The sequence below is a fragment of the Mobilicoccus massiliensis genome, assembly GCF_000826525.2.
Taxonomy (GTDB): Bacteria; Actinomycetota; Actinomycetes; order Actinomycetales; family Dermatophilaceae; genus Mobilicoccus; species Mobilicoccus massiliensis.
In genome coordinates this window covers 357,358-378,272 of the sequence record NZ_LN651329.1, presented here as the reverse complement: position 1 = coordinate 378,272, position 20,915 = coordinate 357,358, and the positions used below count along the sequence as shown (strand labels likewise).

Below are 20,915 nucleotides of genomic sequence, written 5' to 3'. Positions count from 1 at the left end.
GTCAGTTCCCCCCGGACGTCCGGCCGCCGTCGGTGCCGGACGTGGCGCCCTTGGTGGGCCGGGCGGTCTCGGTGCTGCTCGGGGTGGGCGCCGGAGTCGGCTTGCCGGTGATCGACCGGTCGGAGACGTCGAGGAAGACCGGGACCGTGCCCGGCACCATGCCGATCTCCTCGGCGGCCTTGGACAGGTGCACCGGCGACTCGAGCGTGGCGAGCTGCTCACGCAGCTGCTGCTCGTCCTCCTGCAGGGCCACGGAGGTGACCCGCAGGTCATGCAGCCGGTACGCGCCCTGGGCGAGGGAGGTGTTGATGAACAGCAGGACCATGAGGCCGGCGGCGAGCAGGGCCGAGCAGAAGAGGACGAACGGCAGTCGGCGCGGCGGCGCCGACACGGCCGCCTGACCGGTGACCACGCGCAGCTCCGGACGGGCCGGCACCGGTCGCCGCGGCGCCCGTAGGGCGGTCGTGGCTGGCATCTGGCTCATCGTGTGCTCCCTCGTGGTCGAACTCGTGCGTCTCGCGGGAGGATTCGTTCCGCCGCCCGCAGCTTGGCCGAGGCGGCCCGCGGGTTGACGGCGATCTCCTCCGGTGAGGGTTCTTCGGCCCCCCTGGTCAGGAGTCGTAGGTACGCCCGATGCTCGGGCAGCTCGACCGGCAACCCGGGCGGGGCGGAACTACGACTTCCGGCGTTCAGAACTCTCTTGACCATCCTGTCCTCCAACGAGTGGTAAGCCAGGACAGCGACACGCCCACCGACCCCAAGAGCATCGACCGCGGCCGGGACGGCGCGCTCGAGTGCGCGCAGTTCCGCGTTGACCTCGATGCGTAGGGCCTGGAACGTGCGTTTGGCAGGGTGCCCGCCGGAGCGTTGCGACGCGGCGGGTACGACCGATCGTAGGAGATCGACGAGGCGTTCGGAACGCGCCCAGGGCTCGGTCTCGCGAGCGCGCACGACGGCTCCGGCGATCTTGCCCGCGAAGCGTTCCTCGCCGTACTCCCGCAGGACTCTGACCAGCTCGGATTTGTCATAGGTGTTGAGCACGTCGGCGGCCGTGAGCCCGTTCGACTGGTCCATCCGCATGTCGAGCGGGGCGTCGGCACGGTAGGCGAAGCCTCGATCGAGCGCGTCGAGCTGCAGCGAGGAGACGCCGAGATCCATGAGGACCGCCGCGACCTCGCGAACGCCGAGCTCGTCGAGCACGTCGGGGATCTCGTCGTAGACGGCGTGCACGCCGGTGAACCGGTCGCCGAAGGGAGCCAGTCGCCGGCCTGCGAGGTCGAGCGCCTCGGGGTCGCGGTCGATGCCGACGACCCGGGCCGTGGGGCACGCGGTGAGGATCGCCTCGGCGTGACCACCCATGCCCAGCGTCGCGTCGAGCAACACCGAGCCCTCCCGCTCGAGGGCGGGCGCGAGCAACTCGACGATGCGATCGCGCATCACGGGTACGTGCCGCTCGTGGGCGTCACCGCGCTCGAGTGCGGTCATCGCGGGCCTCCTCTCGGGTGCTGTGGGTGGTCTGGGTACTCGCCGTGCTCTGGGGCACGTGACGAACCGTGCGGATGGTCGTCGCGGTCGTGGTGGTCGGTCGTGGTGGTCGGTCGTGGTAGTCGGTCGTGTCGTGTAGTCGGTCGTGTCGTCGAGTGTGAGTGGCGGGCCCTGGGGTCGGGGCCCCACCCTGCCCGTCCACCCGAGGCCGGGGAAGTGACCTCGGGAGGTGGCCTTGCGCGACCCGGGAACGGGGAAGTGATCCCGGGGCGGGCGTGGCCCGAGTGGATGGAGACCCGGCGCCAGGGAGGCGCGCGGTGTTCTTTCGGTTCGATCTCGACTCGGCGTCCGTGTCGGCGTCGTGTTCCTGCGTCAGAGCAGTCCGGGGATCACCTCCTCGGCCTGGTCGGCGAAGGCCTGCTCGGTGGATTCGAGGTAGGCGTTCCACGCGGCGGTGTCCCAGACCTCGACGCGGGAGCCGGCACCGATGACCGTGCACTCGCGGTCGAGCCCGGCGTACTGCCGCAGCGCGGGCGGGATGGTGACGCGGCCCTGCTTGTCCGGGATCTCGTCGGAGGCGCCGGAGAGGAACACGCGCAGGTAGTCACGCACGGCCTTGCTCGTGACGGGCGCGGCGCGCAGGTCGTCGGCGACCCGCACGAATTCGTCCATGGGAAAGACGTAGAGGCACCGCTCCTGACCACGGGTGACGACGAGACCACCGGCGAGCCGCTCACGGAACTTCGCGGGCAGGATCAGCCGCCCCTTGTCGTCCAACCGTGGGGTGTGGGTGCCGAGAAACAACTGGCACCTCCCCTCCCGATCGGCCGCCAAGTCTCTCCCGTTCCCCCCACTTTACTCCACTTCGCGCCACACAGGAATGAGGTGACGCTCCGCGGCGTCCCGGATGAATACAACTACGCAGGTCAGAGGGGGTGGGTCGAAGTGGAGGACATGGGGAGGAGGCCGCACCCGGGCGTGTGCGAGGGCGAGCGAACCCGGGGTCGGCGCCACCTGACGCACTGCGCTGACCAGGGATGATGCGCTGACCCCGGCGGGAGTGGAGCGATGGGGAGCATCGTCGTGGAGGAATGTGGGGGGCCCCGGTGGAGCAGGGTGGAGGAGTCGCTCACCGCCGAGCGTCGACCTGGAATCGACCGCGTCCACCCGCGTGGGGCACCATCGAACGCAGATCGATCGACGAGGGAACGAGGGGCGGCCACGTGGACGACGCGATGGTGCAGGACGCGGGGGTGGACGCCGCGCGCGCCGACGGTGGCGAGGGGATGCAGACCGGCATCGCGGAGGTCGGCGAACTGGCGGCCCACCTCGCGGCGGCGATGCGCAGCGTCGTCGAGGGCAAGGACGACGTCGTCGACCTGGCGGTGACCGTGCTGCTCGCCGGCGGTCACCTTCTCGTCGAGGACGTACCCGGAGTCGGCAAGACCACCCTCGCCAAGACCCTCGCACGGGCGATCGGGGCACCGATGAGCCGCATCCAGTTCACCCCCGACCTCATGCCGAGCGATGTCACCGGCGTGAGCATCTTCGATCCCGAGGTGCGCGAGTTCCGGTTCCGGCCGGGCGCCGTGTTCGCCAACGTCGTCGTGTGCGACGAGATCAACCGCGCCACTCCCAAGGCCCAGTCGGCGGTGCTGGAGTGCATGGAGGAGGCCCAGGTCACGGTCGACGGGCGGACCTACGCGCTGGAGTCGCCGTTCTTCGTCGTCGCCACGCAGAACCCCATCGAGATGGAGGGCACCTATCCCCTACCCGAGGCGCAGCGTGACCGCTTCATGGCCCGGGTGTCGATGGGCTATCCGGGCGTGGAGGCCGAGGTGGCGATGCTCGATCACCACTCGGCGTCCGCTCCTCTCGCGACGCTCGAGCCGGTGACGGATCCGGCTGCGGTGACGCGCGCGGTCGAGGCGGCCGGGCGCGTGCACGCCTCGGAGCCGATTCGTCGGTACATCGTCGCCCTCCTCCAGGCGACGCGCAGCAGCCCGGACCTGCGCCTCGGCGCCTCTCCCCGGGCCGGCCTGCATCTGCTGCGGGCGGCTCGGGCCCGCGCGGCGATGTCGGGCCGCGCCCACGTGCTGCCCGACGACGTCCAGGCGCTCGCGGTCCCCATCCTCGACCATCGCCTGCTGCTCTCCTCACAAGGGCGACTCTCGCGGAACTCCACCACCGAGGCCCTGCGCACGCTGCTCGGCCGCGTGAGGCCCTGATGCGCCTCATCCTCACCGATCGCGGACGCGCCACGCTCGCCGCCGGAGCGACGCTGGTGGTGGCGGGTGCGGCGCTCGGCTTCGAGGAGCTCACGAGGGTCGGGATGGTCGCGGTCACCGTCGTCCTCCTCGCCGCTCTGCTTGTCGTCTTCTTTCGACCTCACGTAGAGGTCGAGGCCGAGGTCGGCGAAGGCGCACTGACGACGGGGCAGGTGACGACCCTCCCCCTTCGCCTGCGAGCGCGACGGCGGTGTCCGGCGGCGCGTCTTTCGCAGCCGCTGCCGAGCGGCCTGGGCGGCGGCTCGATTGAGGTTTTGACCCCCGCACTCCGGGCGGGGTCGACCTTCGAGGTCACGTTGACGGTGAGGCTGGCGGCGCGTGGCCGGCATGAGATCCCGCCCTGCACGATCACCCGTGAAGACCCGTTCGGGTTCGCCGAGCGAGTCCTCCCTGCGGGGTCGTCACGCACGATCACCGTCCTGCCCCTGGCCCACGACCTGGGGCTACCGTCCTCTCGATCCGCCGACCTGCACAGCGAAGGCGTCTCGGCCCGCACCTCTCCCCTGCCCGGGGAGGAGTACGGCTCGATCCGCAGTTACCAGGTCGGTGACGATCTGCGTCGCATCCACTGGCCCGCCACGGCCCATCGGGGCGAACTCATGACCCGGCACGACGAGCGCACGACCGCTCGACACGCGCTGCTGGTCCTCGACCCGCGGCTGGCCGACCGGAGCTTTCCGGACGTGCTCGAGTGGGGCGTCGAGATGCTCGCGTCGGCCGCCCTCACGCTCGACCGCGCGGGGATGTCGCTCGACCTGCTCACCGGTTCGGCCACGCTGCTCGGTGGCACCGATGAGCGCTCTCGGCGGGAGGAGATCATGCTCGCGCTGGCGACGACGCCGGTGGTGATGCGCCCGCCGCGGCTGCAGGTGGCGGTCGAGGATCCGTTCGTCGGGCTGGTCCGCGACGCCGCCGCGCGGGCCGGACTCGTCGTGCTCGTCACCGGCGTCCGCGATGCGGAGACGCGCGATCTCCTCCTCACGCTCCCGCCGGGGTCTCAGGGACTCGCATGCCTCGTGGCCCCGGGGCAGGTCGACCCAGCCCTCGTCGACGTCGCACGCCAGGCCGGCTGGGCCGCCACGCCCTGCACGCCCCGAACGGGGTACGTGGACGCCTGGCGCGCCATGACCGGGGACGCCGTTCCCGCATGACACCCCCCGCCCACCTCGGCCCCTCCCTGGTCGTCGCGCTGGCCGTGATGGTCTCGGCGTGGCCCCTGCGCACGCTGTTCGACGAGGCCACGTGGGCGGGTCCCCTGCTCCTGACCGTGCTCGCCGTCGCGGTCGCGGGTGCCGTCGCCCGTCGGCTCGCCCGCCCCCCGTGGTACGCCCGGGCGGTCGTGGTCCTCATCCAGATGGCCGTGTTCGTCGTCGCGCTGTGCCTCGTGTTCGCCGAAGGAACCGCGCTGCTGGGTGTCGTCCCGACCCCGGAGAGTGTCGGACTCGCCGCGGATCTCTACGCCGACGCCGTCGAGTCGATCACCGGCAATCCGCCCCCGGCCCCGGCGACACCGGGCGTCACCTTCGTCTTCACGGCCGGGTTCGGCGCCATTGCCGTCGTCGCCGATGCGGCGGGAGTGACGTTCGGCCGTCCACTGCTCGCAGCGGTACCGCTCCTCGTGCCCTACCTCGCCGCCGTCGCCAACGTCGGCGCGCCTCTGCCCTGGTACCACCTCGTCGCGTTGATCGCCGCCATCGCCCTGCTCCTGCTCCTCGATCGTCGCCGGACCCTGATGGACCGGGCCGGCGGCGCCACCCGGGGCGTCGACGACCGGGTACCCACGGCCTTCGTCCTCACGGCTGCCTCGGTCGGCCTCGCCCTCGTCACGGCGTCCTGGCTTCCTCATCTGCCCACGCGATTCGTCGCCGACGGGCTGGGGCGGTCGCACGGGGGCGCGGGCCAGGTCGGATTCTCTCCCGACCCCGACCTGCTCGCAGATCTGCGCAACGACGACCGGACTCCGGTGTTGGAGTACACGACCGACGACCCAGCTCCGCCCCCCGTTCGCGTCGGGGCGGCGGCGCGCTACGCCGACGGTCGCTGGCAGCCGACATCCCCGGCGGTGGCGCCGTCGCCGCGCCCCGTCTTCGCGGCCCCCGTCGGTCTCTCCCAGGACGTGCGCACCGAGACGCGCACGTTCTCCGTGGCCGACAGCCGCCTCCGTCCGCCGTACCTCGCCGCCCCGGCCCCGGTGATCGGCGGCAGCGTCACCGGCGCGCGCTGGAACCAGGACCCGACGACACAGATGCTCGTCACCGACGCGACCCCGAGCCGCTACACCATCACCTACCTCGCCATCGTCGATCGGCGCGGGGGTGCCAAGCCCGTACCGGCGGTGGAGGCGGTCACCTCGGGAGCGGTGAGCGCTGACGACCTCGACGTGAGCGCAGTGACCCCGGCTCTGCGCAGCGAGGTGCGTCGCGTGACGGCCGGGGCGAGCGCGCCGGCCGAACAGGCCGATGCGATCCAGCGATGGCTGCGCGAGGAGGGGCGCTTCACGTATTCCCTCGACCTGCCGCCGAGTTCAGAGCGCGATCCGGTGGACGCATTCCTGAGCACCCGCACCGGGTACTGCGTGCAGTTCGCGACGACGATGATCCTCATGGCGCGAGAGCAGGGCATTCCCGCCCGGCTCGCGACGGGGTTCCTCGCAGGCACGACCGAGGGCACGTCCAAGGTCGTCCGCGCCAATGACGCACACGCCTGGCCCGAGCTCTACCTCGACGAACTCGGGTGGGTGCGGTACGAGCCGACGCCGTCGGTCCGTTCCGGCCCGGCACCGCAGTACGGCGCGCTGCCCGAGGATGCAGACACCGGCGAGAGCGAGCCGACCGCGACCGCCCGGCCGTCCGTCGTTCCTGAGGTGACGGCGACCCCGACGGCGGCGCCACGCGACCGCGACCCGGGAGCCACGGAGCCCGGGGCTACCCGCGATGCTTCGGCGCCGGGCTCGCTACCGGGCGCGGTGGGCGCGATACTGCTCGGTCTGCTCACCCTCGGCGGACTTCTCGCGCTCTCTCCCGCCGTCGCGTGGTGGCGTCACCGACGACGGCTGCGCACGGGATCGTCCGCGCAGCGGATCGACGAACACTGGCGATGGCTGACCACGCGCCTGACCGATCTCGGCATCGATGTGCCGCCGTCGTCCACGGTGCGGGCCCGCGGCGACACGTACCGCCGGCGACTCGGCGACGACGTCGATCAGGCGACCGCTCGCATCGTGGAACAGGTCGAGACCGCGCGCTACGCCGCGGGAGGCGACGCCGAACCCTCCGACGAGGCGATTCGCCTGCTGCGCACCGACATCGGCACCCTCACCAGAGCCGCGTGGCACCAGGCCGACCTTCGATCCCGTCTACGAGCGACACTGCTCCCCTCGGACGGCCTCATTCCAGGGGCGAGGGAGCCATCGAGATTGATTTGACAATCATTCCTAATAAGACGAGGCTCATCGCATGTTCCGTCGCACTGCCACCCTCTCCCTGTCCGCCCTCCTCCTCGCCGCCTGCGGCACCGGTAACGGTGGTGCGACCGGTGGTTCGTCCGGCACCGCCGGTGGAGGCGAGGGCGAGAAGCTCTCCGTCGTCGTCGGGTTCTATCCGTTGCAGTACGCCACTTCGCGTATCGGCGGAGACCGCATCGAGGTCACCAACCTCACCAAGCCGGGCGCGGAGCCGCACGACACCGAACTCACCCCGGGCGACGTGGCGAAGATGCAGGACGCCGACCTCGCGGTCTACGAGAAGGGCATGCAGCCCGCTCTCGACGACGCCGTGGAGAGCGAGTCCCCCGAGCACGCCCTCGACGTCTCGACGTCGGCACAGCTCGACGCGGCCGTCGACCAGCCGATCATCGACCTCGGCGGCGAGGACGCGCACGACCACGGTCATGACGACCACGCGCACGAGAGCGAGGCACCCACGGCTGCGGGCTCCGCGGGCGCCGACGAACACGAAGGCCACGCCCACGAGCACGCCGAGGCCGGCTCGATCGACCCGCACTTCTGGCTCGACCCGGTGCGCTACGGCGCGGTCGCCAAGGCGATCGCCGACCAGTTGACGGCGATCGACCCCGAGGGCAAGAGCACGTACGAGGCCGGTCTCGCGGCCCTGAAGAAGGACCTCGACGCCCTCGACGCCGACTACAAGGCGGGCCTCAAGACGTGCGAGAGCAACACGCTCGTCACGAGTCACGCGGCGTTCGGCTACCTGGCGGCGCGGTACGGGTTCACGCAGGCGGCGATCAGCGGGCTCTCTCCCGAGTCGGAGCCCGACCCGCAGCGCCTCGCCAAGGTCGCCGACTACGCTAAGAAGAACCACGTGGAGACGATCTACGCGGAGACCCTCATCAGCCCTGCCGTGGCCGAGACCGTGGCCAAGGAGACCGGCGCGAACCTCGCGGTGCTCGACCCGATCGAGGGCATCACCAAGGACGGAACGGACTACCTGAGCATCATGCGCACCAACCTCGACACCCTGAAGAAGGGGCAGAGCTGCTCGTGACGACGCCGGTCATCGACCTCGTCGACGCGTCCTTCGGCTATCGGCAACGGCCGGTGGTCACCGGAGCGAGCCTGCGCATCGATCCCGGTGAACGCGTCGCCGTGGTGGGGCCCAACGGAAGCGGCAAGTCGACGCTGGTCAAGGGCATCCTCGGCCTCAACGACCACCTCGGCGGCGAGGTGCTGCTGTTCGGCACGCCGATGTCCCGTTTTCGGGAGCGCCACCTCATCGGTTACGTGCCGCAGCGGCACACGGTGTCCGCCGCGGTGCGAGCGACGGCGACCGAGATCGTCGCGAGTGGGCGGCTCCCCCGGCTGGGGCTGCTCGGACGCCCGGGCCGTGCCGACCGTGCGGTCATCGCCGAGTCACTCGCGCTCGTCGGTCTCGGTGATGTCGCCCGAAGTGGGGTCAACGATCTCTCCGGTGGCCAGCAGCGTCGGGTGCTCATCGCCCGGGCCCTCGCGTCGGAGCCGAGGGTGCTCGTCATGGACGAGCCGACCGCGGGCGTCGACGTCGGCAATCAGAAGGTGCTGGCGCAGGTGCTCGGCCGGCTCGTCGACCGCGGCGTCACGCTCGTCATCATCACTCACGACATCGAGCCCGTCGCTCCGCTGCTCACTCGGGTGGTGACGGTCGACACCGGGCGCATCACCGACGACGTTCCGATGGATCGCGCGCAGGCGGCCGGCGCGCCCCGTCCTGGCTGGGAGGCCTGAGGTGCTACACGTCCTCGAGTACGACTTCATGCAGCGGGCCCTCCTCGCGGCCCTGTTCATCGGCCTCGCCGCGCCGATGGTGGGCATCTTCCTCATGCAGCGGCGGCTCACGCTCATCGGCGACGGGATGGGGCACGTCGCGTTCGCCGGTGTGGCGCTCGGTGCGATCACCGGCACGCAGCCGGTGTGGACCGCGCTCGCCCTGGCCGTCGCGGCGGCGGTGGCGATCGAGCTCATGCGCGCCCACGGCAACACGAGCGGAGACACCGCGCTCGCGATCATCTTCTACGGCGGCATCGCGCTCGGTGTCGTGCTCATGAGTCGTGCCCCCTCGGGCGGCAAGAGCATCCCGGCGTACCTGTTCGGCGCGATCTCGACGACGCGGCAGTCCGACGTCATCGTGTTCGCGGTGCTCGCCGTGGCCGTCGCCCTCGTCACGTGGCTGCTCATGCCGCGGTTGTTCGCCGTGGCCAACGACCCGGAGTTCGCGCAGGCGTCGGGCCTGCACGTGCTCGCGCTCAACATCATGCTCGCGGTGCTCACCGCGGTGACGGTCGTCGTCTCCATGCGGGTGGTCGGTCTGCTGCTCATCGCGGCGCTGATGATCGTGCCCAACGCGGCGGCGCAGGTCGTGGCCCGCAGTTTCGCCTCGGCGATGGGCATCGCCATGGGTATCGGGCTCCTCTGCAGCACGGCCGGCGTGGTCGCGTCGTTCGAGCTCGACACGCCCTCGGGCGGCACGATCGTCGTGCTCGCCGTGCTGGTGTACCTCGTGCTCGCGCTCGGCGGCACGCTCGTCGGCGCTCTGCGGGGGCGGGCCCGACGCCACGCGAGCGGCCGCGACCGCAACGAGGTGCACCCCGATCATCCGCACGTGCATGGTGGTCACGATTGCGAGCACGAGCCCGTGGTTCACGACGACCACGTCGACTATCTCCACGACGGGCACCTGCACTCCCCCCACGACGACCATTACGACGAGCACGGGCCGGTCGATCAGACTGCGGGCCACGGTCACTGCCACGGGGCCACTGCCTCTGATGCGCAGGACCCCGCCGCGTCCCGTCCCGGCCTGCACGGCATCCGCCGCTGAACACGGCCGGTCTGCACTGATCACGACGGCACCCCGGCGGTCGGGACGGTTGCCACGATCGAGGTCGACGCCCGTGCCAGCGGACGGGTGGGCGCACGACGCGCATTATGGTGGGCTCATCCTCGGGGTGCTGCCTCGCGCGTGTGGGGCTCGTGTCCTGCGCTCCGACGGAGGTTCTCGAGAGGAGTCGTCGCCGTGACCGACACCGGACCGCGCAACACCCGCCAGCGTCGAGCGGTGGAATCCGCGTTGCGCCGGACCGACGACTTCGTCTCGGCCCAGGACCTGCACGGCAAACTGCGGGAGATCGGCGACAGCGTCGGGCTCGCCACGGTCTACCGCACGCTGGGGCTCATGGCGGAGTCGGGTGCCGTCGACATGATCCGCGCCGAGGACGGTGAGGCCCGCTACCGCCTCTGCGAGTCCGAGGACCACCACCATCACCTCGTGTGCCGCGTCTGCGGGCGCACCGTCGAGGTCGAGGAGCCACTCGCCGAGAAATGGGCCTCCGACATGGCCGCGGCCCACGGTTTCACCGACGTCTCCCACACCCTCGAGATCTTCGGCACCTGCCTCACCTGCGCCGAGTCACGCTGAGCCCGTCCCGTCGAGACAGCCGGCGTTTCCGGCCGGAATGACGCCCTCCGGCCCCCGTATCCACGCGATCTCCCCACCTCGGGCCCCACATATCCCCATCGCCCGCCTCATCTCCGGCGAGCGTCGCGGGGGTTTGGGGAGCCGAGAGCGCTGGCAGGGTGGCCCGTCACGCAGCCGCGGCCGAGATCTCGAGGGCCAGGGTGGTGACGAGCAGGACCGTCCGCGCGCCGTGCCACCGGTCCCACTGCCGGGTCACGCGTTCCCACTCCGCGGAATTCGAGGGGGCGCCTTTCGCGATCCGCGAGTTGAGGGGGACGAGGACGACCATCGTCCCGACGATCACCATCACGAGCACCGCAGCCGAGCCGATCCACCACGCCGCGACACCGCCCGGAACGGCCTTCCACACGGCGGCGGCTGCCGCACCGGCCGCGGCCAGGGCGTAGACGGGTGGCATCGCCGCCCCGAGAATCCGGGCCGTCCAGGCGCGTCCACGTCGCATCGCCTCGGGCTCCAGCCTGCGCAGACATGGGTGCAGCACGCACCCAACGGTGACCTCCACACCGACCAGTGCGGCCAGGACGGCGAGAGCCGAGGTCTCGATCAACGCTTCCATGCGCCCAGGCAAGCGCCCATAACCCCATTCTGGCCAGTACTGACTTCGACGTCAGTGCCCGTCGGGCCAGGGAATGCCCGATCCGATGTAAGCCCGTTGGGCTACCGTGCCGGCGTGACCACACGCCCCCGCACCTCGGTGGATCGAGCGTCGGCCGGTGAGTCGACGTGTCCTGTCGACACGGCCCTGGCCGTGCTCGGAGGTCGCTGGAAGGGTTCGATTCTCCAGCAGATCGCCGAGGCGGGTGAGCTGCGCCCCGGCGAACTGCGCCGGCGCATTCCGGAGGTCTCCGAAGCCGTCCTGCTGCGGCAGCTCGGCGAGCTGGTGGCCGATGGCATCCTGGAGCGAATCGCGGAGGACGGCTACCCCTTGCGAGTCACCTACCGGTTGACGCGGTACGGGGCGAGTCTCGGACCGGTCGTGGAGGCACTGTGCGCGTGGGGGCGCGAGCACCGCCGACAGCTGGCCGAGTGACCGATCGAACGACGTTGCCGGCCCTCCCCAGGCGGCCGGAGACAGCGGGAAGCCTGCATCGGCGCCGACGGCCTGGCCGAGGACGTAGAGAACACCGCCGCCGGGCTTCTGATACGTCGCCATCGCACCACCTGGGATCTCTGTGGGCTCCTCGAGAACGATCAGCGACCCACGCGCGGTGAGCCCGCAGCTCTGAACGCCGGCCTCAGTTAGACGCGGCGGCTTCGGTCAGCCGACTCCCCCATGCCGCGATATGGGCGACGGCTTCTTCGGGCCCATGAACGGCGAAGGGGGCGTGGAGGACGGCGAGGGCGAAGGCGGCCCAGTCGAGATCGCTTGCAGGAATGTGAACGGCGCATGAGTTCTCGTCCACGGGGGTGGCGGTGCCCCATTCTCCGAGGCTCCTCTGCACCTCGTCTGCGGGCGCCTCGACCGTTGCGGTCACGTCGTAGACCTTCCCCGCAGTCTTGATGTGCGTGCGGACGTACTCGGCGGGATCGGCCAGCGGTAACGCCCTCGGCGAGAAGGTCTTCCCGGTGCGTTCGGGTTTCGCGGCGCGGTCGATGCGGAAGCTGCGCCAGTCGCCTCGGACGAGGTCGTAGGCGACGAGGTACAGCCGCTGGTCGAGGGACACGACATGGCGCGGCTGCACGTGTCGGCAGGTCTCCGTACCTCGCGCGTCGGTGTAGTCGAAGGTGAGGGTCTCGTGGTCGCGGGTCGCGAGGGCGAACGTGGTGAGGACGGCCGCATCCACGGTGGCGGGCGCGCCGTAGGGGCCGGGAAGGGTCGCGAGCCGCTGCAGGGAGTCGACGCGGCGGCGGATCTTGCTCGGCAGAACCTGCACGATCTTGGCCAGTGCGGTGACCGCGGCCGCCGACTCGATGGGATGACTCCCTGTGGCCGCCTCCTTCAGAGCGACGACGACGGCCGCTGCCTCGTCTTCGTTGAGGACGAGAGGGGGCAGCGAACCGCCCGGCGCGAGTTGGTAGCCGCCACCGGTGCCGCGCGTCGAGGTGATCGGGTAGCCCAGATCCTGCAGGCTCTCGACGTCGCGGCGCAGCGTGCGCGGGCTGACCTCCAGGCGCCGCGCCAGCTCCTCGCCGCTCCAATGCCGACGGATCTGCAGGAGGGCGAGGAGCTCCAGGACGCGTGCGCTGATCGTGGACATGACTCCACGCTACGACTCCTTGCGGTCACATCCTGACCACAAGAGGACGTTTGGTGGAGTCATGGTTCCAGACACAGACACCATGATCTCGGTCGAGGCGTTACGGCGTGTCTTCCGCGGCCCCGACAGGCAGGACGTGGTCGCCGTCGACGACATCGTCATGAACGTCCCACGCGGGCAGACCCTCGCGATCCTCGGGGCGAACGGGGCGGGTAAGACCACGCTCATGCGGATGCTCACCACGCTCCTGCCGCCGACGTCCGGCACCGCGCGGGTCGCCGGGATGGACGTCACACGCGATGCCCGTCGGGTGCGGTCGTCGATCGGCTATGTCGGTCAGGGCAACAGCGCCGGACACACCCAACGCGCCCGTGACGAGGTGATCGGCCAGGCCCGCATCCACGGGGCGGATCGAGGGGCAGCGGCGCGTCGCGCCACCGAACTGTTCGCCGCCTTCGGCCTGGAGGGTCTCGAGCAGCGCCGCACCCAGCAGATGTCGGGCGGTCAGCGCCGCCGCCTCGATCTCGCCATGGGACTGATCCACCACCCGCTCGTGCTGTTCCTCGACGAGCCCACCACGGGCCTCGACCCGCAGAATCGCGCCAATCTGTGGGAGCACGTGCGTCGGATCCGCGAGAACACCGGCATGACCGTCGTCGTCACCACGCACTATCTCGACGAAGCCGACGCGATGGCCGAACGCATCCTGATCGTCGATCACGGCCGCATCCTCGCCGACGGAACGGCGCACGACCTCAAGCAGGCCCACGTGGGCAGCCATGTCACCCTCGATACCGCCGACGAAGCCGCCGCGTGTTCTCTCGCCGCGCAGCTGGGGCACGGGCGAGACGACGTCACGACCGATGCCTGCACCGTGCGGGTGCGGGTTCGCGACGCGCGATCCGCGTTGCCGACGCTCATCGATCACGCGGCACGGCACCGCATCACCATCACGGCGGCGAGCGCCCACGAACCCACCCTCGACGACGTCTTCCTCACGCTCACCGGCCGCAGCCTGCGGGACGCCGCCGACACCACTCAGGAGTCCGCATGAGCACCCCCACCCTCCGCCGCAACCTCGTCACCGACACCCTGCTGGTCACCGTGCGCGAGCTGAAACCGGTGATGACAGACCCGTTCTCACTCGTCTTCGGCCTCGTCCAACCGCTGTTCTTCCTGCTCCTGTTCGGACCCCTTCTGGAGGCGGAGGCAGGGTCGTCGTGGGCGTGGTTCGTTCCCGGCGTCCTCGTCATGATCTCCCTGTTCGGCACGGCGGCCGCAGGGTCGAACCTCCAGATGGATCTCATCAGCGGCACCCACGAACGGCTCCTCGTCACTCCCCTGGCCCGGCCGGCCCTCTTCCTGGGCAAGTCCGTGAAGGAGTTCGTCCCGCTGGTGGCCCAAGCGGCGGTGATCATCCTCGCGATGCTGCCCTTCGGGTTCCGCCCCCACCTGCTCGGCGCCCTCCTCGGCCTCGTCCTGCTCGGCGTCCTGGGTCTCGGGATCGGTTCCCTCAGCTACGCCCTCGCCCTGGCCGTCCGCAACCAGGACTGGCTGTTCTGGACCGTGCACCAGACGCTGCTGTTCCCGCTCATGATCCTGTCCGGAATGCTCCTGCCGCTCGACGCCGCACCCGCGTGGATGCGCGTCCTCTCAGCCGCGAACCCGCTCACCCACGTCGTGAACGCAGAACGTGACCTCTTCGCCGGCCGACTCGCCACGGCCGACGTCGGCTGGGGAGTCCTGGCCGCACTGATCACCGCGGCCGTCGGCATCCTCGTCGGCCTGCGCGCCCTGACCAGCAGCACCCGGTGACCACCGACCCCATGAGGACACCGGCCATGAGCGCTGTAGACAAACGGGCTTCTCTATCACTATTGATATTGATATCGTTCAGCCATGGACACCTCTTCGGCGTTGCTCCACCCCGTCCGACTCCGACTCGTCCAGATGCTGCTGGGCGAAGGCGACCTGACGACCCGTCAACTGCACGACCGGCTCCCCGACGTGCCGATCGCCACCCTGTACCGCCACGTCTCCCATCTCGCGAACCACGGCCTGATCGAGGTGGCCGACGAACAGCAGATCCGCGGGGCCAGCGAGCGGACGTATCGCCTGGCCGCCGGTTTCGCGAACCCGTCCGCCGACGAGTTGAAGGCGCTGAGCACGGAGGAGCTTCTCACCGCGTTCACCGTGTTCACCTCCGGGCTCATCCACGATTTCCGCGACTATCTGCGGGCCGGCGAGCCCGACCTGCACGCGGATCGCGTCAGCTTCGCCCAGGCGTCGTTCTGGGCGAGCGATGACGAGCTCGACGAGTTCAGCCGAGTTCTCATGGCCGCCCTGCAGGGGCTCGTGGACAACGGGCCGGGGCAGGGACGGCGTCGTCGCACGCTCACCACGGTCCTGATGCCGCGCGAGCAGGCAGAAGCGGGGGCAGCCGAATGATCGCGACCATCACGGCGACTGCCACCGACCTCGTGGCGGGCTACGGCACGAACGCAGTGCTCGGCCCGGTGAACGTCACGCTCCGGCCGGGTGTGACGGCCCTGTTGGGCCGCAACGGTTCGGGCAAGACGACGCTGATGCGGACGCTGTGCGGGATCATTCCGCCGCTTGGCGGGACGTGCGAGGTGCTCGGATCCGCCGTGGCGGACGGGGCCACCGTCCGCTCCCGCGTCGGCTACCTCGGGCACGAGTCGGCCCTCGCCACCGCGCTGACGGTCGCCCAGAACCTCCGTTTCTGGGGGGAGCTCACCAGCACCTACCCCGACGCCACCCTCATCCCCCACGACGAGCTCGTGGCGCGTTTCGATCTGTCCCCCCTTCTCGGCAAGAAGGTCTCGGCGCTCAGCCGCGGCCAACGCCAGCGCGTCGACCTGGCACGGCTGGCCATGACCGACCCCGAGTTCATCGTGCTCGACGAGCCCCTCTCCGGCCTGGATCCGGTCTACGCGGCGCAGACGCGGGCCCTGCTCAGCGAATGGGGCAGGACCCGGACCGTCCTCTACTCGACCCACAGCGTCCCGGAGGCGCTGCAGTTGGCGCGGCATCACCTCGTCGTCCGCGGCCGTGACCTCATCGAACTCGGCGACGACGACGCCGCCACCGTCACCGAATCCACCATCCTCGCGGTCCTGGAGGGCGCGTCATGACCACCACCACATCCCCCATGCAACGTCGCGTCCTCGCGTTCGCGCGCCGCGCCTGGCTGCAACAGGGCATGACCGCGGTCTGGTTGGCCGTGCTCGTCGGCGCCGCCCTCGGCGCGCTCGTCTTCCTCGGCAATGGGAGCGTCACCACCTTCGCGAACCTGCCCGAGATGGTTCTCCTGCAGACCGACGGGATCGTCACCGTGCGTGACGACGCCGGCCGACTCCTCCCGATGACCACCTACCTGCTGACCATGACGCCCGCGCTGCTCGGCACGCTGGTCGCGATCGTCGCCACGCTGACCCTCCCCGGAGTGGTCGCTGACGACATCAGCGGCGGCGGGATCGAGGTGCTGCTGGCCGGCCCGATCCCCCGGCGGCGCCTCTTCACCGCCTACCTCGGCGCCGCCCTCGCCATGACGGCCGTCGTCTGGCTGACCGCGATGGGCGTGTTCGGGGCCGTCGCTGTTGTCACGGCCGCGATCGTGCGCGCTTCGGTGACGCTGTCGCTGGGCTACGGCGTCGCGCTGGTGGTGCTGCCGCTCTCGATGGGCATCTGGTCGGGAACGGCGACGCTGTTCGGCGCGCTGCTCCACCCCCGAGGTCTCGACAGCAAGGCCGGCATGAACGGCGGGCCCATCCGCCTGGTGGCGCTCCTGCCCGCCCTCGTGGTCATTCCGTCCGTGCTGTTCCTGCGGGAATGGGTGCTGCCCGCGCTCGCCGCCGTGCTGGTCGTCACCCTGCTCGCCAGCCTTGCGCTGATGCAGTTCACCGCGCGCGGATTCCGCAGCACCCAGGTGCTCAGTAGCTGAGTGTCGGCTCAGGGGCCTCCAGCGCAGCCGTTGGTTTCTCGACCGTCTCGCGACGACCCGGTCGACCGCGCAGCTGTGTCCCGTCCTGGGAAACACCGTCCCAAGACATCGTCTGACCGACAGACACGACTACCCCGTCCTCGGACGGGCCGGATGCGTGTTCGTAGGTGGACCTGGATCGGGGATTCATCGCATGAGTAGCCCCGCAGCATCATCGACGACGAAGAGAAGAATCACCCATACACCCGACGAGCCCACCGTCAGCGTCCTCGCACACACCAGCATCGATGCCGACGCAAGTCCCCACAGAAAAAACTGCCCCGCCATCAGGCGGGGCAGTTTCGATTTCTCGACTTACGTGGAGCTGAGGGGATTCGAACCCCTGACCCCTTCCATGCCATGGAAGTGCGCTACCAACTGCGCCACAGCCCCGTTCTCGACGCGCCTTGCGGCCCGTGAGCACCCGATGAGTTTAGCCCCCGGGGGCGTCCTCACCAAATCGCGCGCGGAGGTTCCAGCCGACCAGGCGCCACCGATCCTCGTACTCCCCCAACTCCGCCCAGTGGCAGTTGCCGAGGCCGGCGAGGATGCCCCAGGACGTGGCGCGGTCGAGGCCGAGCAGGTCTCCGGTGAGCACGCGCGCGGAGACGCCGTGGGTGACGACGAGCAGGGTGCCGCCGTCGGGGATCTCTTCGAGCAACTCGCCGACCACCTCGCCCATGCGGTCGCCGAGTTCGCCGTATGTCTCGCCGTCGCCCCCACGACGGAAGTCCTCGCGCCCGGCGAGCAGGTCGCCGGCGTCGGGAAAACGCGTGAGCATGTCGGACTTCTCGAGTCCCTGCCACTGCCCGACGTGGATCTCGCGGAGCCGGCGGTCGATGCGCAACTCCTGATCCGGCAGCGCACGCAGCACGGCGAGCGCCGTATCCCGCGCTCGCTGCAGATCGCTCGAGGCGACGAGGTCGGGACGATACGAGGCGACCGCCTCGACCGCGGCCTCGGCCTGGGCGACGCCCTCCTCGGCAAGGGGGCTGTCGAGGTGGCCCTGCCACACCCCGCGGGCGTTGTGGTCGGTGAGACCGTGCCGGAGCACGACCAGTCGACGTCGGCGCCCCGGCCGGTCGATCGGCGGCGTCACGCCTCGTTCGCCTCCACACCCCCACCGGCGCCCTCGCCGGCACGCTCCTGCGGGGCCCCCAGACCCGTCAGCGGCACCGCCGGGCAGTCCTTCCACAGACGTTCGAGCTGGTAGAACACCCGGTCCTCGGCCTGCATCACGTGCACGACGATGTCACCGAAGTCGAGCAGCACCCAATGCCCTTCACGCTCGCCCTCGCGGCGCAGCACCTTGACGCCACTGTCGCGCATCGCCTTCTCGACGCCGTCGACGATGGCGTTGACCTGACGCTCGCTGGGTGCCGAGGCGATGACGAACACGTCGGTGAGCGCGAGATGTTCGCTCACGTCGATGGCGACGATGTCGGTCGCCAGCTTGTCGTCGGCCGCGGTCGCGGCGGTCTGTGCCTGGTCGAGTGCCTCGGGCGTAGCTGCCACGCGGTCTCTCCTCCTGTGGATGGGCGGGGGCTTGATCGGGCGGCGTCTGGCGTCGACCCCGGTCGTGCGCGTCCGACGCTACGTGAGAACCGAGCGCAGCGCAGGGGCCGACGACGCCGGGGTGTGGGGGCGCCGGTAGAGGCTGTACTTGTTGATGTACTGCACGACACCGTCGGGCACGAGGTACCACACGGGAGCGCCCTCGCCGACCCGGTCACGACAGTCGGTGGAGCTGATCGCCATGGCCGGCACCTCCTTGAGCGTGACGCCCTTCTTCGGCAAGCCCTCGTCGGAGAGCTCGTGCCCCGGCCGCGTCACCCCCACGAAGTGCGCGAGGTCGAACAGTTCGTCGGCGTCCTTCCACGACAGGATCTGCTCGAGAGCGTCGGCGCCGGTGATGAAGAAGAGTTCCGCATCGGGACTTTGGTCACGCAGGTCACGAAGGGTGTCGATGGTGTACGTGGGGCCGGGGCGGTCGATGTCGACCCGGCTCACGGAGAACCGCGGGTTGGAGGCGGTGGCGATCACCGTCATCAGGTAGCGATGCTCCGGCGCCGAGACCTTGCCCGCGTCCTTCTGCCACGGCCGACCGGTGGGAACGAAGATCACCTCGTCCAGCCCGAGGAGGTGCTGCACCTCGCTCGCCGCGACGAGGTGACCGTGGTGAATGGGATCGAACGTGCCGCCCATCACGCCCAAACGCCTGGTCAGTGCCGCCCCTCGTCCGCGTGCCGACCCGTGTGCTGGGAGACGCGGTGGCCGTGGCCCCGACCGTCGCCCTCGATCATGACCCGAGCCGTGTGCCGGAACATCCAGACGAAACCCAGCAGCAGCAGGAACACGACGAGCGCGGTGACTCCGTACGCCCACGCGGGCATCGGGAGATGGACTTCGACGGGCTCGGCAGCAGCCGCGAGCGTGAGGAACATCGACATGGAGGACACCCTACCGTGACCGACGCGCCCGAGACCGTGCCGGACTCGCCCGATCCCGGTCCCCTACCCTGTGCACATGCATCCTGAGCTGTCGGTCGTCGTGCCCGTCTACAACGAGGAGGAGGTCCTCCCGCTCCTCGTGCATCGCCTGCGCCCCGTGCTCGACGGGCTCGGCACGACGTACGAGGTCGTCACGGTCGACGACGGCAGCACCGACGACTCCGCGGTCATCCTCCAGCGCCTGCGTCGGGAGTGGCCCGAGATCCGGGTGATCCGGCTGCGCGCGAACGCCGGCCACCAGGCCGCGATCTCCGCCGGCCTCGCCCGCGCGCGCGGGGACTACACGGTGACGATCGACGCCGACCTGCAGGACCCGCCCGAGGTCATCGCCGAGATGCTCTCCCTCGCCAAGAGCGAGCGGGTCGACGTCGTCTACGGCGTCCGCAACGACCGCAGCACCGACACGGCCTTCAAGCGCGGCACGGCCCGCGCCTTCTACGCGACGATGCGCGCGGTCTCCGGCACCGATGCGCCCCCGGACGCGGGCGACTTCCGCCTCATGTCGCGGGCCACGGTCGACGCGGTCAACGCCCTCCCCGAGCACCACCGAGTCCTGCGCCTCGTCGTACCCGCCCTCGGATTCCCCTCGGCCCAGGTCACCTACCGCCGCGAGGAGCGCGCCGCCGGCCACAGCAAGTACCCGCTCACCAAGATGATCAAGCTGTCGATCGACTCGCTCACGAGCCACTCGATGGCGCCGCTGCGCCTCGCGACGTGGTGCGGTCTGTTCGGCGGCATCCTCGCGGTGCTCATCCTCGTGTACGCGCTGATCTCGGTGTGGAGCGGCCACGCCGTGGCGGGATGGGCCTCGACCGTGGTCACCGTCGCCGCCGTCGGCGCGATCCAGCTCCTGTGCCTCGGCCTGCTCGGCGAGTACGTCGGTCGGATGTACACGATGATGCAGGGCATCCCCACCTACTTCGTCGCGTACGACTCCGCCGAGATCCGCCGCGACTCCCGCGTGCGCCACGACCCCGCGGACTCCGGGCTCGTTCGCGTCGAACGCCGCGGAGGCACCGGCAGCAGCGCGGTCGTCGTCGAGGAGGTCGCCGACACTCCGACCGACGAACCGCATGACCAGGGCGCGAGCGCCGAGCACCAGGCCGCCGACGACACGAACACCCGAGCCACACGGGCCGACGACGCGCCCCAGGCCCCCGAGGCGGTCGTGCTGACCGCTCCCGCTGCGCCCCGGATCGCGGAGACGGCGGTGACGCTGCCTGCGGCCGACGCCGTTCCTGGAAACGGCGGTGCACACGTCGCCGGCGACACGATCCCCGAGGCGGACGGCACCGAGCCCGAGGAGCCCACGACCTCGGTGTTGCCCCAGATGGAGCCGTTCGCCCCGTCGGAGTACGACCGCCACACCGCGCCGCGCACGGAGCGCATCGTGACCCCCGCGCTCTCGGCCGAGGACCGGATGGCGCGCCGACACGGCTGACCTGCAACGCGAACCGAACGCA

The 20,915-nt window shown here is 70.5% G+C and carries 23 protein-coding genes and 1 tRNA gene; 14 read left to right on the top strand and 10 right to left on the bottom strand.

Annotated elements, in window-relative coordinates; genetic code table 11:
* Position 1 precedes the first annotated feature (1 nt).
* From ftsL to mraZ, 3 genes are all read right to left on the bottom strand, one after another.
* Positions 2-484, bottom strand: coding sequence for a cell division protein FtsL (ftsL, locus tag BN1197_RS09535; RefSeq protein ID WP_141397256.1), 483 nt, complete (start codon positions 482-484; stop codon positions 2-4).
* A complete protein-coding gene (gene rsmH, locus BN1197_RS09530) occupies positions 481-1,485 on the bottom strand; it encodes a 16S rRNA (cytosine(1402)-N(4))-methyltransferase RsmH (protein WP_040158698.1) in 1,005 nt (334 codons plus the stop codon). The genes ftsL and rsmH overlap by 4 nt, the downstream gene beginning before the upstream one ends.
* 372 nt (positions 1,486-1,857) lie before the next feature.
* A complete protein-coding gene (gene mraZ / locus BN1197_RS09525; RefSeq protein WP_040158695.1) occupies positions 1,858-2,289 on the bottom strand; it encodes a division/cell wall cluster transcriptional repressor MraZ in 432 nt (143 codons plus the stop codon).
* Positions 2,290-2,771: 482 nt separating this feature from the next.
* On the opposite strand from mraZ, the gene BN1197_RS09520 reads away from it, so the two are divergent.
* The 7 genes from BN1197_RS09520 (at position 2,772) to BN1197_RS09490 (ending at position 10,681) form a co-directional block, all read left to right on the top strand.
* Entirely contained in the window at positions 2,772-3,713 is a 942-nt protein-coding gene (locus BN1197_RS09520; RefSeq protein WP_040159025.1) for an AAA family ATPase, read from the top strand.
* Entirely contained in the window at positions 3,713-4,924 is a 1,212-nt protein-coding gene (locus BN1197_RS09515) for a DUF58 domain-containing protein (protein WP_040158692.1), read from the top strand. The genes BN1197_RS09520 and BN1197_RS09515 overlap by 1 nt, the downstream gene beginning before the upstream one ends.
* Entirely contained in the window at positions 4,921-7,197 is a 2,277-nt protein-coding gene (locus tag BN1197_RS09510; RefSeq protein WP_040158691.1) for a transglutaminase TgpA family protein, read from the top strand. Before BN1197_RS09515 ends, BN1197_RS09510 begins: the two co-directional genes overlap by 4 nt.
* 31 nt (positions 7,198-7,228) lie before the next feature.
* Entirely contained in the window at positions 7,229-8,275 is a 1,047-nt protein-coding gene (locus BN1197_RS09505) for a metal ABC transporter solute-binding protein, Zn/Mn family (RefSeq protein WP_040158688.1), read from the top strand.
* Complete coding sequence (locus tag BN1197_RS09500; protein WP_052466357.1) at positions 8,272-8,991, top strand: metal ABC transporter ATP-binding protein; 720 nt, start codon at positions 8,272-8,274, stop codon at positions 8,989-8,991. The genes BN1197_RS09505 and BN1197_RS09500 overlap by 4 nt, the downstream gene beginning before the upstream one ends.
* Before the next feature lies 1 nt (position 8,992).
* On the top strand, positions 8,993-10,084 hold the full coding sequence (locus tag BN1197_RS09495; protein ID WP_082043759.1) for a metal ABC transporter permease: 1,092 nt from the start codon (positions 8,993-8,995) through the stop codon (positions 10,082-10,084).
* Positions 10,085-10,279: 195 nt separating this feature from the next.
* Complete coding sequence (locus BN1197_RS09490; protein ID WP_040158682.1) at positions 10,280-10,681, top strand: Fur family transcriptional regulator; 402 nt, start codon at positions 10,280-10,282, stop codon at positions 10,679-10,681.
* Between the two features lie 166 nt (positions 10,682-10,847).
* Here the strand turns inward: BN1197_RS09490 and BN1197_RS09485 are convergent, their stop codons facing one another.
* Entirely contained in the window at positions 10,848-11,297 is a 450-nt protein-coding gene (locus tag BN1197_RS09485) for an anthrone oxygenase family protein (protein WP_082043758.1), read from the bottom strand.
* Positions 11,298-11,411: 114 nt separating this feature from the next.
* Between BN1197_RS09485 and BN1197_RS09480 the strand changes: the two genes are divergently transcribed.
* Complete coding sequence (locus BN1197_RS09480) at positions 11,412-11,771, top strand: winged helix-turn-helix transcriptional regulator (RefSeq protein WP_217991181.1); 360 nt, start codon at positions 11,412-11,414, stop codon at positions 11,769-11,771.
* 205 nt (positions 11,772-11,976) lie between these two features.
* Here BN1197_RS09480 and BN1197_RS09475 read toward each other — a convergent pair whose 3' ends face one another.
* Positions 11,977-12,939 (bottom strand): helix-turn-helix transcriptional regulator, encoded by a 963-nt coding sequence (locus BN1197_RS09475; protein ID WP_040158679.1) that lies wholly within the window; start codon positions 12,937-12,939, stop codon positions 11,977-11,979.
* Positions 12,940-13,000: 61 nt separating this feature from the next.
* On the opposite strand from BN1197_RS09475, the gene BN1197_RS09470 reads away from it, so the two are divergent.
* The 5 genes from BN1197_RS09470 to BN1197_RS09450 all read left to right on the top strand — a co-directional run bounded on the left by BN1197_RS09470 (position 13,001) and on the right by BN1197_RS09450 (position 16,903).
* Complete coding sequence (locus BN1197_RS09470) at positions 13,001-13,993, top strand: ATP-binding cassette domain-containing protein (RefSeq protein ID WP_176489731.1); 993 nt, start codon at positions 13,001-13,003, stop codon at positions 13,991-13,993.
* A complete protein-coding gene (locus tag BN1197_RS09465; RefSeq protein ID WP_040158673.1) occupies positions 13,990-14,754 on the top strand; it encodes an ABC transporter permease in 765 nt (254 codons plus the stop codon). Before BN1197_RS09470 ends, BN1197_RS09465 begins: the two co-directional genes overlap by 4 nt.
* Positions 14,755-14,838: 84 nt before the next feature.
* The gene (locus tag BN1197_RS09460; RefSeq protein WP_040158670.1) at positions 14,839-15,387 is read left to right on the top strand and encodes a helix-turn-helix domain-containing protein; all 549 of its coding nucleotides are present in this window, start codon (positions 14,839-14,841) and stop codon (positions 15,385-15,387) included.
* On the top strand, positions 15,384-16,094 hold the full coding sequence (locus BN1197_RS09455; protein WP_052466353.1) for an ABC transporter ATP-binding protein: 711 nt from the start codon (positions 15,384-15,386) through the stop codon (positions 16,092-16,094). The genes BN1197_RS09460 and BN1197_RS09455 overlap by 4 nt, the downstream gene beginning before the upstream one ends.
* Complete coding sequence (locus tag BN1197_RS09450; protein WP_040158667.1) at positions 16,091-16,903, top strand: hypothetical protein; 813 nt, start codon at positions 16,091-16,093, stop codon at positions 16,901-16,903. The genes BN1197_RS09455 and BN1197_RS09450 overlap by 4 nt, the downstream gene beginning before the upstream one ends.
* Before the next feature lie 359 nt (positions 16,904-17,262).
* On the opposite strand, the gene BN1197_RS09445 is transcribed toward BN1197_RS09450, so the two are convergent.
* The 5 genes from BN1197_RS09445 to BN1197_RS09425 form a co-directional block, all read right to left on the bottom strand.
* Positions 17,263-17,335 (bottom strand) — tRNA-Ala (locus BN1197_RS09445).
* 40 nt (positions 17,336-17,375) lie between these two features.
* Positions 17,376-18,041 carry a histidine phosphatase family protein gene (locus BN1197_RS09440; protein ID WP_052466351.1) on the bottom strand — a complete coding sequence of 222 codons (666 nt, stop codon included), beginning with the start codon at positions 18,039-18,041 and terminating at the stop codon, positions 17,376-17,378.
* Positions 18,038-18,457 (bottom strand): ribosome silencing factor, encoded by a 420-nt coding sequence (gene rsfS / locus BN1197_RS09435; RefSeq protein WP_040158665.1) that lies wholly within the window; start codon positions 18,455-18,457, stop codon positions 18,038-18,040. The genes BN1197_RS09440 and rsfS overlap by 4 nt, the downstream gene beginning before the upstream one ends.
* 78 nt (positions 18,458-18,535) lie before the next feature.
* On the bottom strand, positions 18,536-19,168 hold the full coding sequence (nadD, locus tag BN1197_RS09430; RefSeq protein WP_261795915.1) for a nicotinate-nucleotide adenylyltransferase: 633 nt from the start codon (positions 19,166-19,168) through the stop codon (positions 18,536-18,538).
* On the bottom strand, positions 19,165-19,392 hold the full coding sequence (locus BN1197_RS09425; RefSeq protein ID WP_040158659.1) for a hypothetical protein: 228 nt from the start codon (positions 19,390-19,392) through the stop codon (positions 19,165-19,167). Before BN1197_RS09425 ends, nadD begins: the two co-directional genes overlap by 4 nt.
* A gap of 76 nt (positions 19,393-19,468) precedes the next feature.
* Here BN1197_RS09425 and BN1197_RS18025 point away from each other — a divergent pair, with 76 nt between their 5' ends.
* Positions 19,469-20,893, top strand: a complete 1,425-nt coding sequence (locus tag BN1197_RS18025) for a glycosyltransferase family 2 protein (RefSeq protein ID WP_082043777.1) — start codon at positions 19,469-19,471, stop codon at positions 20,891-20,893.
* Positions 20,894-20,915: the final 22 nt, after the last annotated feature.